Below are 14,544 nucleotides of genomic sequence, written 5' to 3'. Positions count from 1 at the left end.
GTTTTTATTTTATTATAAACGACTATTGAGCATTAAAATGTAAATTTGTTCCGTAATAATGAACATAACATGATACAGTCGGTCGAGAAGCTATTTCTCATTATGGATTATATGGTACAAAACGGTAATCGGGTGCGTATACAAGATATTGCATCAGGTTTGGATATGAAAAAATCTACGGTACATAATTTTGTTAAAACCTTGGTGCAGATGGGCTATGCAGATCAAGAGGAACTTTCTACCCGATATTACCTCACAGGCAAAATGCATCACCTCATCCCAACGGAATATTCTACCGCTACACTGAAGACAGACTATCGTCCTATCGTAGAAAAAATAACCGAACTCACCGGTGAAACCGCTTATCTAACCATACAGCTAGGATCCTATATGCGGCACGAACTAAAAAGCGATCCCAAACGCTCTGTACGTATAAGTCTAGAAGTAGGTAAAGAAATGGATGTAATGAATTCGGCTTTGGGCAATGTTTTTATGGCACATTCACCGAGTTTGACCAAACAATTAATGGTTAATCTCATCGAGCCAGAACAAATCAAATTGCAAAAGCAACTCGATAATGTAATAGAAAAAGGCTATGCTGAAGATTATGAACGTTTGGAAAAAGAGATGAATTGCGTAGCGGTACCAATTTATAGTAATAATAAATTATTGGCAGCAATTGGTATTTCAGGCCCATCGTATCGTTTTGGAACTAAAGAAATGCAACAGGGAATACAGATCATTCAATCATTATTAAAGAATAAGGTATCTTAATCTACACGATAATCGTTCTATAGCGTGTATATTGAATGCATCATGCTTATTGTACTGTGACAATTAAAAATGTAACATTGATTATTGTTGAGTAAAGGAAAAGAGTCCTCGCCAATTCCAGGACTCTTTTCCTTTACTCATTTTATCATTTCCCTTTTGTTTGAACCAAAAATCGAAAATTGCAATTAATGTAGCAGATCAGGTCGGAGAAATGTTGTAAGTTTGAAATTAGCTGTTAACGCGATGTGGAGAATGAAGCCTCGTAGACCTTCAAATTCCCTTTGTTGTCTTTCACTTCAAGTTTAAAGTCGTGTCTGCCACTGCTGAGTTCCGGTTCGAAGTCATGCCAGATATGTCTTGTTTTAGGGTCATATTTCATTAAAGCCCATTTCCCGTCAATATAAGCGTCAAAAGTAGCTATACCCGATAGATTGTCACTGATGGTAAAATCGATGGAGCGTTGATTGGAAACATTCTTGCCGTCGGTCAGGTTACGCGCAGTGATATTTGGTGCAATGGTATCGACAGCGATGTAAAAACCACCAAATTCGCGTACGTTGGCTACCACCCAGCCGTTCTCATATTGACCACCTTGTGCTCCGCCATCAGAAGAAACAATCAAGGCTTTGTCATAAAGATTTTCAGACAAGCTGTAGTCTGGTTTGATCATGAGCTTATAAAATCCGAACACCGGTGTATAAGCGTTGTGGATATAGTGCATTGCCGAGTAGCCTTTTGCAGGTTTTGCTCCCTGCGAATAATTGAAGTAAAGGTCGTCATACAATATATTTTTGCTCATATAAACCCGAGCATTCTCCGCTTCATATTTGTTTTCATCGGCATAGTGAAACATTTTAAGCCCCTTCGCATTTGGGCGGCTGATGGAAAGTGAAGGGTTATTCTGCACCTTAAAATTCAATTCACTCGTATTCCCTTGAACATCCTTAACCACATATTTTACCTCATGCACCTCATTGTCTTTCAACGTGATTTTACCGAGGTTATCCAAGTTTTTGAAGATGTTGATCGGATTGTTAGGATCTTTGAAGCTCTTTTGCACGCGTACCCCTGATTTTTTTAAATAAGGGTAGTCTACGTAAGACTGGATCGCACGGGTCTGATCAAAAGGAATGGATTCGAACAGTACCGTGCTGATGTTTTTATTGTCTAAAAATAGTTCAATCGAATATACACCATATGTAAAAGAGATTCCTCTCCGTTTATCAACGGTGTTGATTCCCAATCCAAAGGTACCATTCACAGGTATCGGCGCGGTACTCGCTAAGCTATAGGTACCATTGCCAGCCGACTTGATCGTCTGATGTCTTCGAGGTGTATTTTCGTCGAATATTTCGGAACCCAAATCGTAGACCGTCATACCGCGGATAATCGGTTTGACACCGTCTGGAAACAACAGTCCAAACAATTGCGGATTGAGCGGCAATTGTGCTTTTGTATCCCGGATTTCGAAATGAAGATGTGGGCCAGCTGAACCACCGGTATTGCCCGAATTTGCAATAAACTCACCTTTTTTCACCGGGACCTGATTTGGTTTGAGGAATACATCGACATCAAAACGTTTCTGCTTGTACTGCTCATCTTTGATGATTTTAGCAAGATCTGAATTGAAACTCTCTAAGTGCATGTATACCGAGGTGTAACCATTGGGGTGATCAATGTAAACATAATTACCACCACCACCTATCTGTACCCTGACGCGGGATACAAAACCTTCCGCCGCTGCATGCACAGGAATATTGATGCGTTGTTGTGTGCGGTAATCGTCTCCGCCATGAAAATGCGTCGCGCGCAATTCGCCAAACGATCCCGAAGCCTGTGGAGGAATATCCATGGGGCGTACAAAATAATTTTGTGGATAATTGCGACTTTTGATAATATCTTGCCCTTGGCTTAGGCCTGCCGTACAAGTGAGGAAGGCCAGTAATGCTATTCTTTTTGTTGTCATAAGATGTCCGAGCTTATTTAATTTTACAGCTAAACATCTTCTGTTCGCCGATGAAACCTTCCAATAAATCGCCGATGGCTACAGATCCGACACCAACTGGAGTTCCGGTGTAAATGAGGTCACCTTTGCGGAGGGTAATAAATTTGGAGGTATATACAATCAGATCTTCGTAGGAAAATATCATATCCTTGGTATTTCCCTGCTGGACTGTTTGTCCATTTTGCTGCAGGGAGAACTCAATCGAGTTCACATCTGCAAGCTCTCCTTTAGGAATCAAGTTGCTGATCACTGCAGAATGGTCAAATGCTTTTGCCAATTCCCAGGGAAGGCTTTTCGCTTTAAGTTCCTGCTGTACATCTCTGGCGGTGAAGTCAATGCCCAGACCAATGGCATCATAATACGTTGACGCAAATTTGGGCGTGACATGCTTTCCTTCTTTACAGACCCGGAGGACAACTTCGGTTTCGAACTGAATGTTTTTGGAGAATTCGGGGTAATAGAAATCTTTGTTATCCTTTAATACCGCAGTATCGGGTTTTAAAAATATAATGGGATTTTCTGGGACTGGATTATTGAGTTCTTTCGCGTGGTCGATGTAATTGCGACCGATTGCAATTATTTTCATGATATAAATTTTTAAGGCAATGAAGCTTTCAGATTTCTTGGCAAGCGCTTTAGCTCGACGTTCATCGCGAGGATGTTTGAAGCCAGATCCAAAGATGGCTCCGCTTTTTATGTGAGCGTCTTACACGTGGCGGAGACATATAACTTCCATGAAGATCATATGACTATCTTCCTAAAGCTTGTTGCGGACTTATACCCAGTAAACCTGTGTTTTCGCTTGCCACAACAAACTTAGCAAATGTCCGATGGTTATCCAAAAATGAAGAGAAGCAAGTCCATTTTAATTTAAATTAAGATTGCTATTTATATAGGTTTTAGTTAGGTTTTGTTTAGGTTTTAGTTAGGTATAATATAGGTTATACCTAATTAAGACCTAAACTATATCTAACCTAATAATAAGTTATACCTAACTTAATTCAAACATAAATCCAAATCAATTGTTAGGAGGTTGTTATTAAGATGATATTAAACAAAAAACTTAAAATATGGCTATATTAGAAGATGGGCCAAATGGTGGTTTCCGGGGTAAAGTTGGATCGATATATGGATACAATCGTATGGGGCAATGGATTATTCGGGGTGCAAGGAGGAAAAGTAGTAAACCTCCGACTGAAGCTCAGCGATTACATCGCCAAAAAATGAAGGCTGTCGGAAAATTTTGTGCAGAGAACAAAGCAGTTTTTGATTTTGGCTATGAGTTAAAAAAAGAAAATGGATCTAAATATGGTGCATTTCAGCTTGCGCAAAAGCATGTTTTCAATGATGTGTTGGCTTTTGATACTGACTATAATCCCGTCGTGAATTTTGAAAATTTGAACGTGTTTGTGGGGGATTTAATACCGCCTGAGGGTACTAAGGTGAGTGTGAGTGAAGGACGTATATTTTTGGAATGGATACCAAACCCAGCGTATGATGATGAAATTTATAAGTTAAATCTAGCATTTGTTAGCTTAAATGATTTCTGTTCCTTAAAACCAGCAGTTGCATCTGCTAAGGATGGTCAATGTTTCGTCAATGTACCAGTTGAATTAAATCAGAAAGCTGATTATCATGTCTACATCGGGTTTTGGGATACCTATCATGGTGCATTCTCAAATTCGACCTATTGTGGCGTCATTTAATAGGATTTTTCCACCTACTTGTGTATCTTTAACACTATGAATAAAATACAGGCGGTATTGTTCGATCTAGACGGTACGTTAATTGATTCGGAATATTTCTATTTCAAAAATTGGGCACCTATATTAAAACAGGAATTTAACCTTCAGATCAGCTATGAAGATTGGATTCGCGATTTTGCTGGACATACTTTAGCACATAATGTCAAGCGTCTTACCGAGGACTATGGCTACGACGTGACGGAAGAACATATGTGGAAGCGTACACGTGCGGCTTATGCCGATTCTAACATGAGCGATATAGAATTGATGCCTGGAGCACGAGAAATTTTAGCTTTTTTGAAAGCAGAAGATATCCGTATTGGGCTGGTGACCTCAAGTTATAGAAGCACTGTCGATACTGTTTTGGGCAAACATGAGCTTTTGGATTATTTTGAGTTTTTTGTCACGCGTGAGTGTGTGGAGCTGCCAAAGCCCGATCCGGAACCTTATCGTTTGGCATTGACACATCTGGGTCTACCAGCCGACCGCTGTGTGGCTATTGAGGATACGTCAACAGGAAGTACATCGGCATTGGGAGCAGGGACACAGTTGATTGCAGTTACGAAGCAAGAGGTAGAACGTGCTAGACTAACAGCTGTTGATAACATTGTGGAAAACTTATTCGAGGCGAAAGCCCTGTTGGCGCACTGGATTTGAGGGTTGTAAAATCATTTAATCGTTTTAGCATTTGTATTTTTATTCGGATATATGTAATATTATCGAATTGTAAAGGGAACTCTGAATTATGAACCGTAGAACCGCAATAAAACAATTTTTCATTATAGCTGGCGGACTGACAATTTTGTCGTCCTGTCTGAATGATGGAGGTGCATCAATTGTATTAAATAAGTTGAAGATTTCGGCCGAAGATGAGCAATTTTTGGGCGATCTGGCGAACATCCTGATTCCAAAATCGGATACACCAGGAGGAAAGGAGCTGAATCTGCATCTTTTCGTTATTAAAATGGTCGATGATTGTGAGTCGCCAGAAAATCAGGCTAAATTTGTCGCCGGTTTCAACAAGTTGCGAAAACAGTTGAATTTAAAAAATAGCAAAGCGACTGAGACCACTTTGGCGGGGTTAAAAGACCAAACCGACGAGAGGGCTTTTTTTGAGACCTTCAAATCGCGTGCAATTCAGGGGTATATGAATTCAGAATACGTGATGAAGAATAAGGTGATCTATAAACTTATTCCAGGTCCGTACAATGGTGCGGTAAAAGTTAAGGCATAAATAGCACATGGCAAATCTAAATATTGACAGTGAAAAAAACAGAACCTACGATGCGATCGTGATCGGTTCGGGAATTAGTGGCGGTTGGTCCGCAAAAGAGTTGTGCGAGAAGGGGTTGAAAACATTGGTTTTGGAGCGTGGACGTGATGTACAACATATCAAGGATTACCCAACCACCAATATGATGCCTTGGGAGTTTGAGCATCGGAACGAGATGCCGTTCAAAGTAAAAGAAGAAAATCCGATTGTCAGCAAATGTTATGCATTCCATGAAGATGCGGCCCATTTTTTTGTAAAAGACAAGGAACACCCTTATATTCAGGAGAAACCTTTTGACTGGATCAGAGGCTATCAGGTTGGCGGCAAGTCCTTATTATGGGCGAGACAGACGCAACGGTGGTCTGATTTTGATTTCGAAGGGCCAGCGAGAGATGGTTTTGCAGTAGATTGGCCGATACGTTATGCTGATTTGGCGCCTTGGTATGCTTATGTCGAAAAATTTGCCGGTATTGCCGGTAATCACGATGGACTTCCTGAATTGCCGGACGGCGAGTTTTTGCCAGGCTACCCCTTAAATATTGTCGAGAAGTATTTTAAAGAAAGCGTCCAAAAGAAATTTCCGGAGCGCAAAGTTATTTCAGCACGATGTGCACACCTATCTAAACCAAATCAGATTCACATCGAACAAGGACGTGTACAGTGTCAGAATCGCGTACTTTGTCAGCGCGGATGTCCTTTTGGTGGATATTTCAGTTCTAATGCAACGACAATTCCTTGGGCCGCCAAGACCGGGAATATGACGCTACGTCCATTTTCTGTTGTTCATTCAATCCTCTATGATGAACAAAAAGGAAAGGCAGTGGGTGTACGTGTTATTGATACCAATACAAAAGAGGAAATTGATTTTTATGCCAAACTGATTTTTGTCAATGCGGCTGCAATCAATACGAATTTGATCTTATTGAATTCTAAATCGAACCGTTTTCCAAATGGTTTGGGTAATGATAGTGGTGTGCTCGGAAAATATGTTGCTTTTCACAACTATAGCGCACGAATTTATGCAGAGTATGAAGGACTGTTGGATTTTACGGCCGAAGGGCGGAATCCAGCAGGTGGAGGGTATATTCCACGTTTCAGAAACTTGCACAAACAGGAAACGGACTTTTTAAGGGGCTATGCCGCCGGTTTCGGAGCTTCGCGTAGTAAAGAGTCCGATCGTTCGGGCTTAGGGCTAGATCTGAAAAACAATTTGTTGAATCCTAAATTAGGTGTTTGGCAGGTTGGATCTCACATGATGGGTGAAACGATACCAAAAGAATCGGGAATGGTTTCATTGGATAGCAGTAAGAAAGATGACTGGGGTATTCCTTTGTTAAAAATTGCTGTCGATTATGATGAGAATGATGAAAAAATGAAAAAGGATTACATTGCTGTCATGACGGAGATGTTTACGGATGCTGGCTTCACAAACATTCGCCCGGATTCACACTGGCAAGCTCCAGGTTTGGATATCCATGAAATGGGTGGTGCACGTATGGGGCACGACCCGAAAACTTCGGTATTGAATAAATGGAATCAGATGCATGCTGTGAAAAACGTTTTTGTCACAGACGGTGCAAGTATGACCTCGACATCAACACAAAATCCTTCATTGACCTATATGGCATTTTCGGCACGATCTGTCGATTATGCGATTAGCGAGATGAAGAAAGGAAATATTTAGTTTACAGGGGAAAGGTTTTGAAAATAAATCTTTCCTCTGTAAAATTAAAGTGCTATCTTTCCACCCGAATAGCACGCTAAAACCAAGAAGAATAACCAAAAAGGAAAACAATAACGAATAAACAATTAATGAACAAATAAGTAATCAAAAAAAAGCAATTAAAAAACCAAAATAGGGAAACCAAAAAATTTTACAACAAAAGCAAAAGCGATTTAGCAGACTTTATTGCAGATTCTATGCGGCAATAATACCATAGACATTTGAACCCAGACGTTTTCTGTTAAGTGAAAGCAATGGAATATAGCAGGCAATTTTAAGAAAGCAGATCGATTTTAAAACGATCAATTAAGGGAAACTAAATTAAACTAGGCGTTCTAAGCATCTTTTTGCTAAAACGTTTTTATAAACCAAATCACTATTATAAATAATTAATAGACTGCCAGATTTAATCTATTACGATAGAGATGGGGATCAGGTATTCGTATTAATTATTGAAGATGATACTAATTAAACATGACCGTTTAAGCTTATCAAAGTTAAAACGTTTTATAAACCAAAATCACTAATTATATGAGCAGAATCGATTTAGAATCATTTGCCCGCTTAACGAAAAATACCAAGCTGTTTTTTTCGTTGGCTATTATCGCAGGGACGATACATCAGGCAAATGCGCATGTCATCGCCAAGAGGGAAGATCCAAAAGAGACCTTTACCCATAAGGTCGCTAAGTTTCAGGATTTAATTAAAGGAAAGGTACAGGATGCGAAGACTGGAGAAGGGGTCTCCGGTGTTTCGGTTACCGTCAAGGGATCAGTAAAAGGTACAACATCGGATGGTCAGGGTAATTTTGCCCTGCAAGCCAAGATAGGAGATGTCCTTGTCGTTTCGTCTATTGGTTATCGAACAAACGAAGTCAAAGTAATAGGAAATGCCCCGATTGATATTCGACTATCCGCGACAGAAGACCAATTGGAGGAGGTTATTGTTGTCGGTTATGGTACGCAAAAGAAAAGTGAAGTGACTTCAGCAGTGGCCTCTGTAAAAGAAAAGGATTTCAATCAAGGTGGTATGCGCAACCCAATGGATCTGGTGCAAGGTAAAGTTGCCGGGCTAAACGTGACGAGAACCCAGGGCAGTAATCCAAATGCTGGTTCAGATATCCAATTGCGGGGTATGGCCTCCATGAAAGGCGGAAACTCCCCGCTGATTGTCATTGATGGCATTCCTGGTGGAAATCTAGATTTGATCAAGCAAGGAGATATTGAATCCATAGACGTGTTAAAGGACGGATCTGCAGCGGCTATTTATGGGACGCGGGGTAATGGTGGTGTAATTTTAGTAACCACTAAAAAAGGCAAATCTGGAGAACCACGATTTGAATATTATACCTATGGTCAACATGAGTCTGTCGCAAAGAAACCTTCGATGCTGAGTGCGCAGCAATTTAGAGATTATGTGGTCAACGGACAGAATAAACCTGATCTTGACCTTGGCGCTTCAACAGATTTGTATGACGAATTGATCAATAAAGGTAATTTCTCAACATTCCATAATTTTGTTGCCAGCGGTGGTGGCGATAAATCCAACTACCGTGCTTCAATTAACTATGAAAATGCCGAAGGCATTGCTAAACAGAATGGACGTCAGCAATTTGGCGGTCGTGTCAATTTTTCGCAAACTGGATTAAAAGATCGATTGACTTTCTCCGGTAATATTGCTGCCAATTTCAATAAAGCAGATCTTTTGGGTGGAAAAACGGAATATTTCGAACAGGCAATCCAGCGTAATCCAACTGCTCCACTATACAATCCCGATGGAAGTTTTTACCAAACCCAGGGTTATAATAATTTTAATCCGCTGGATCGTATGGCCAACCGTGTAGATCAACGCAATCAGGAAACTTTTTCGGGAGACGCACGTATGAAACTCAAGATTATAGAACCATTGAGCATCTCAGCCTTCGGATCCTATCTTAGAAATAATTGGAACGATCGTCAATTTCGTTCGATAAAAGATTGGGACCAACGCCAAAATTCTGAGTATCAGGGTATGGGCTATGCTTGGAAAAGAAATGAGTTGAATTGGTCCAAGACCTTTGAAACAACAATTGATTACAACCAGACATTCAACGACAAGCATAATATAACGGGTTTACTCGGTTACAGTTTTCAATATAATGGTTATGAGCGGTTTGAGATGTCCAATAATGGTTTTACAACAGACGCTTTTCAAGATTGGGACATGGGAAGTGGTACGGCTCTGACAAATACCAAATTGCCAAGACCATCGATGGGCTCATTTAAGGAAGACAATAAATTGATTGCTTTTTTTGGACGGGTAAATTATAATTATGACCAAAAGTATTTTGTGAGTGCAATTCTTCGCCGAGAGGGATCTTCGCGATTTGGTGCTAATCATAAATGGGGTAATTTCCCTGCCATTTCTGCGGGATGGACCATTACAAACGAAGACTTTTTCTCCAATAAAGACCTTGTCAACAATCTGAAGCTCCGTGTGGGGTATGGGGTAACCGGTAATCAGGGCTTCCCAAATTACAATTCGTTGATCTTGTTGGGAACAGGTGGGGTATATCCGCAGGATGGCATCTATTATCAAACGTATGGACCGACACAGAACCCCAATCCCGACTTAAAATGGGAACAAAAAGCCGAATTGAATATCGGGCTCGATTTTGGTTTGTGGAATAACCGACTAACAGGGTCTCTAGATGTCTATAATCGTAAAACCAAAGATTTATTATACCAATATAAGGCGCAACAGCCAGCCTATGTGAGTACAAACATTTGGTACAATGTAGGCGAGGTTTCGAATAAAGGTGTTGAGTTGCAATTGTCTGGAGTTCCAATTCAAAAAGAAGATTTTAAATGGACGGTGGATTTTGCGGGAAGTTATCAAAAGAATAAACTCGTTACCATGTCCAATGATATCTTTAAGAGTAATTGGATGACTTTTGGCGGTCTGCCCTCTCCAGGTAATCTCGGAGATGCCATTCGTCTTGAAGAAGGCGGTGAAATTGGTTCCTTCTATGGAAAACGTTATGCGGGTCTGAATGATGCTGGAGAATGGCTCTTCTATAAAGCTGACGGCTCCAAGGCTACCATTGCGGATATAAATGATAATGATCGCGCCTATATTGGAAATGGTGTTCCCAAATTCAATGCGTCGCTAGGTAACCGGTTTGCCTATAAGGGCTTCGATCTGACCGTATTTTTCAGAGGGAAATTTAAGTATGATATTTTAAATACAGCGGATATGTTCTTTGGTAATCAAAAATGGTTGCCTAATAATGTTTTCGAAAGTGCTTTTACTAAACATGCCGACCTTAAACAGGATCCACAGTATTCGGATTACTACCTTGAGAATGGAAGTTTTGTGAAACTGGATAATATTACATTGGGATATAACTTTAAACTAAAGACTGATTATATCAAAAGTCTATATGTATATGCGACAGGGAGAAATATCGCAACCATGACCAAATATACGGGGATTGATCCAGAGTTGCAGGATACAGGTTTTGAAGCAGGGATTGATTCGCGCAGTTTCTATCCAAGAACAAGATCTTGGACAATTGGTTTAAATGTTGGATTTTAAAATAGTAAGGTTATGAAAAAAACAAATAAATATTTATTCGCCATCCTGAGCACTGTTACCTTAGGTATCTCTTTTAGTTCCTGCACCAAGTTGGATGAGACAGTGTATAGTAAGATCAAGGATGATAATTTTTATAAGAATAAACGGGAGGTTATGCAAGCTGCGCTCCGCCCTTTTACACATATGCAGGCCTGGCTTGCACCTACAGGTGGAAATGGCTTTTATTATCATTCCGAATTAAGTGCCGATCAGGTGGCCTGGCCGCAAAAGGGACGCCATGGATATGACGGTGGAGACCATATCCGGCAGCACTATCATACCTGGACAAGCAATGAAAGCCGAATGCGTGGGGCCTGGGAGTTGATGTGGGGCGGCGTTGGCTATGTCAATAATGCTATTCAGGATATTGAGAAATTGGATATCGCTAAAATTGCGGATCTGACAGAGGATGAACGCACGCAAATACTTGTGCAATTAAAAGTAATGCGGGCATTTCACTACATTAAGATAATGGATCTTTGGGGCAACGTTCCTATTGTGACAAAGGTAGCCGATCCTATTAACCCCGAAACCAAACCGAGAACAGAGGTTTTTGCATTTGTGCAGAAGGAGCTGGAAGAAAATGTGGATAAGTTGCCTAAAACCTCGGCCAGTAATATCGGTCAGGTATCTATGGCTGCGGGTTATGCCATGCTGGCTGAACTCTATCTCAATGCCGAAAAATGGTCGGGTAAGGCAATGAATGATGAATGTATCGCTGCTTGTGATAAGATTATTTCCGGACAGGCTGGCGGCATTGGAGGGGCTCCTAAATTGAGCCCTGATTTGAATGCATTGTTCAGTAATACCAATTCGGCGAATCCGGAATCCTTATTTCAATTTCAATATAGCAGACAGGCGGGGTTTACATTCGATTGGTCGGGATTCTATATGAGTTATGACTATATGAAGGAAGTGCTCAAAGTTGGTTACGGTGGATGGAATGCATTTGTTGTTATCCCTACCGCATTTAATGCCTATGCTGAAAATGACTTGCGGAAGAAAGAATGGTTTTTGTTTGGACCACAATATAAATACGGCACCACTACACCTGTATTGGGAACGGAAGAGTATTCAGGTAAACCGCTGGTGTTTGTCAATTCGATCCGCCGAGAAAGCGAAGGTGATAAAACTTCAGAAGGTGGTATGACAAAAGGAGAAGAGAATTCTGGAGCTCGATTTAATAAATATAAATCAGGTACCTTGGACGATGCCAACTACTGGGAGAATGATTATATTATTTATCGTTTAACGGAGATCTATTTCGATAAAGCTGAAGCACTTATGCGTAAGAATGGTGGAAAAGCCAGTAGTGAGGCTGTGGAGTTGGTCAATGAATCCAGAAAAAGAGCATTTAGTAAGGCTGACTGGCCTATGGCGCAGTATACTGTCGCTACATTGACGCTGGATGAATTACTGGCGGAACGGGGACGTGAATTTATTTTTGAAGGAAAGCGCCGGACAGATCTAATCCGATTCGGAAAATATATATCCGGATCTTGGTGGGATCATAAAGCTACGAACGATAAGAATAAAGAACTATATGCGGTACCGATGGATCAATTGGCAATCAATCCCAATTTAAAACAAAACCCTGGTTATTAATGTTCAGGAATAGTAGATGCCGTATAGGTATCTACTATTCTTTTACCTAAAACACATGAAAAGATATTTTACGTTGTTTCTTTTGAACTTTATTGGTGTAACCTTATTTGCACAGAAAAATAATTTTCAGAACTATGCTATCCAAACTTTAGATAGCATCTATAGCAAGTTTGGAAATACCAAGAATCAGCTCTTGGCTGAAAAATATCCCTTTGATGAAAACTTTAAAGCTGATTATCTGGATAATAATCAACAGGCAGCGCAGCAAAAGAAATATGCTTATCTATGGCCTTTCTCGGGTAGTTTCTCGGCTGTAAATGCCTTGATGGAATTGCCAAAAACAAAAAAGGCATTTCAGTTCATACTTGACAAAAAAGTCCTGGTTGGGCTACAGGAATATAGGGATGAAAGTCGGTCGCCGGTTGGTTATGCTTCTTATTTAAATACAGCTCCTCCCTCGGATCGTTTTTATGACGATAATATCTGGTTGGGTATCGATTTTACCGATAGCTATATCCATACAAAAAAAATAAACTACCTGTCTTCGGCCAAAGAGATCTGGAATTTTGTAAAGAGTGGGGAGGATGATAAACTCGGCGGTGGCATTTATTGGTGTGAACAGAAAAAGGAATCTAAAAATACCTGTTCGAATGCACCAGCAAGTGTATTTGCACTTAAGTTATTTATGGCAACCAATGATAGGTCCTATCTGCAAGAAGGGGAACGTCTTTATGAATGGACAAAAAGAAATCTTCAGGATCCCGAAGATAAGTTATACTGGGACAATATGCAGCTCAATGGAAAGATTGGAAAAGCTAAGTTTTCGTACAACGCCGGACAAATGTTGCAGGCAGCAGCCCTGCTTTATAAGTTAACGAAAAATAAACGGTACCTTGAGGATGCACAACAGCTGGCTGAGGCCTGTCTAGGCTATTTTTTCGAAACGGATGCGAAATTGAATTTCCCAAAATTGAAAAATAGCAATTTGTGGTTTCATGCCGTAATGATGCGTGGTTACATCGAGCTCGCTGCGGTGAATGGCGACCAAAGGTATCTCACCGTTTTTGCGAAAAATCTTGAATTTGCCTGGCAGCATATGCGCGATCAAGCAGGGCTTTTCAGTCCAGACTGGACCCTGAAGGATCAGCATAAATCGAAATGGCTGCTCGATCAGTGTGCTTTTGTCGAAATGTACGCACGGTTGGCAAAAGCTGGGTATTAAAATCGATGTAAAACGGTATAAGGTTAAGACGCTGAAAATAATTTTTCAGCGTCTTTTTTTTGTTCTGTAACATATTGGTTAGAGAGATTAAATAATGTTTACTTAACATAATAGATGCTGTAAAATTTCTATTTGAACACCACCGTGGATATCATAAAAAAGGAGAAACCGACGGTTACTTTTGTGCATTTCGACCAACCTGATGGCGTAGGCCATAATATCGGGCATAATACACCGGAATACTATGCCGAACTAAAACAGGTCGACAGACGTATTGGTACCTTGCAGCAAGCTGTAAAAGATGGGGGAATAGCAGACGAAACAATTTTTGTTATTGTTGCGGATCATGGTGGTACCGGAAAAGGACACGGTGGTAAATCGCTGGCCGAGGTGGAGATTTCTTGGGTAATGACCTGACCAGGTGTGCCAAAAGGAAAAGAAATCAAGGAAACTTTGATGATTTATGATATCGCGCCTACGTTAACTTGGTTGCTTGGTGCACCGCTTGATGCCGCTTGGCGCGGACAGGCAATCAAAGCATTCCAACAATAGTTGTTTCCCGTCAAACAAAAAGCCCCAAAG

11 protein-coding genes are annotated in these 14,544 nt (G+C 40.6%); 9 read left to right on the top strand and 2 right to left on the bottom strand.

Annotated elements, in window-relative coordinates:
* The first annotated feature begins 69 nt into the window (after nucleotides 1–69).
* Complete coding sequence (locus B4Z47_RS13055) at nucleotides 70–774, top strand: IclR family transcriptional regulator (RefSeq protein ID WP_115046490.1); 705 nt, start codon at nucleotides 70–72, stop codon at nucleotides 772–774.
* A 235-nt stretch (nucleotides 775–1,009) separates the two neighbouring features.
* Here the strand turns inward: B4Z47_RS13055 and B4Z47_RS13050 are convergent, their stop codons facing one another.
* Together B4Z47_RS13050 and B4Z47_RS13045 are read right to left on the bottom strand one after the other, a co-directional pair.
* The gene (locus B4Z47_RS13050) at nucleotides 1,010–2,740 is read right to left on the bottom strand and encodes a M23 family metallopeptidase (protein WP_115046512.1); all 1,731 of its coding nucleotides are present in this window, start codon (nucleotides 2,738–2,740) and stop codon (nucleotides 1,010–1,012) included.
* A 13-nt stretch (nucleotides 2,741–2,753) separates the two neighbouring features.
* Nucleotides 2,754–3,365, bottom strand: coding sequence for a fumarylacetoacetate hydrolase family protein (locus tag B4Z47_RS13045; RefSeq protein ID WP_115046513.1), 612 nt, complete (start codon nucleotides 3,363–3,365; stop codon nucleotides 2,754–2,756).
* A gap of 484 nt (nucleotides 3,366–3,849) precedes the next feature.
* On the opposite strand from B4Z47_RS13045, the gene B4Z47_RS13040 reads away from it, so the two are divergent.
* The 8 genes from B4Z47_RS13040 to B4Z47_RS13005 all read left to right on the top strand — a co-directional run bounded on the left by B4Z47_RS13040 (nucleotide 3,850) and on the right by B4Z47_RS13005 (nucleotide 14,379).
* Complete coding sequence (locus tag B4Z47_RS13040; protein ID WP_115046514.1) at nucleotides 3,850–4,485, top strand: DUF6266 family protein; 636 nt, start codon at nucleotides 3,850–3,852, stop codon at nucleotides 4,483–4,485.
* A 36-nt stretch (nucleotides 4,486–4,521) separates the two neighbouring features.
* A complete protein-coding gene (locus tag B4Z47_RS13035; RefSeq protein ID WP_286727399.1) occupies nucleotides 4,522–5,181 on the top strand; it encodes an HAD family hydrolase in 660 nt (219 codons plus the stop codon).
* 88 nt (nucleotides 5,182–5,269) lie between these two features.
* Complete coding sequence (locus tag B4Z47_RS13030) at nucleotides 5,270–5,758, top strand: gluconate 2-dehydrogenase subunit 3 family protein (RefSeq protein ID WP_286727398.1); 489 nt, start codon at nucleotides 5,270–5,272, stop codon at nucleotides 5,756–5,758.
* 7 nt (nucleotides 5,759–5,765) lie between these two features.
* Nucleotides 5,766–7,481, top strand: coding sequence for a GMC oxidoreductase (locus tag B4Z47_RS13025; RefSeq protein ID WP_286727397.1), 1,716 nt, complete (start codon nucleotides 5,766–5,768; stop codon nucleotides 7,479–7,481).
* A 570-nt stretch (nucleotides 7,482–8,051) separates the two neighbouring features.
* The gene (locus tag B4Z47_RS13020; RefSeq protein ID WP_201640067.1) at nucleotides 8,052–11,096 is read left to right on the top strand and encodes a SusC/RagA family TonB-linked outer membrane protein; all 3,045 of its coding nucleotides are present in this window, start codon (nucleotides 8,052–8,054) and stop codon (nucleotides 11,094–11,096) included.
* Nucleotides 11,097–11,108: 12 nt separating this feature from the next.
* The gene (locus B4Z47_RS13015) at nucleotides 11,109–12,740 is read left to right on the top strand and encodes a RagB/SusD family nutrient uptake outer membrane protein (protein ID WP_088163117.1); all 1,632 of its coding nucleotides are present in this window, start codon (nucleotides 11,109–11,111) and stop codon (nucleotides 12,738–12,740) included.
* Nucleotides 12,741–12,795: 55 nt separating this feature from the next.
* Nucleotides 12,796–13,962: a glycoside hydrolase family 76 protein gene (locus tag B4Z47_RS13010; RefSeq protein WP_115046519.1), complete on the top strand. Its 1,167-nt coding sequence runs from the start codon at nucleotides 12,796–12,798 to the stop codon at nucleotides 13,960–13,962.
* 144 nt (nucleotides 13,963–14,106) lie between these two features.
* Nucleotides 14,107–14,379 carry an alkaline phosphatase gene (locus B4Z47_RS13005; protein ID WP_286727396.1) on the top strand — a complete coding sequence of 91 codons (273 nt, stop codon included), beginning with the start codon at nucleotides 14,107–14,109 and terminating at the stop codon, nucleotides 14,377–14,379.
* Nucleotides 14,380–14,544: the final 165 nt, after the last annotated feature.

Source organism: Sphingobacterium sp. UBA2610 (assembly GCF_002339225.1).
Taxonomy (GTDB): domain Bacteria; phylum Bacteroidota; class Bacteroidia; order Sphingobacteriales; family Sphingobacteriaceae; genus Sphingobacterium; species Sphingobacterium multivorum.
The sequence above is the reverse complement of the archived record's forward strand: the minus strand, read 5'-3'. Positions and strand labels throughout refer to the sequence as shown.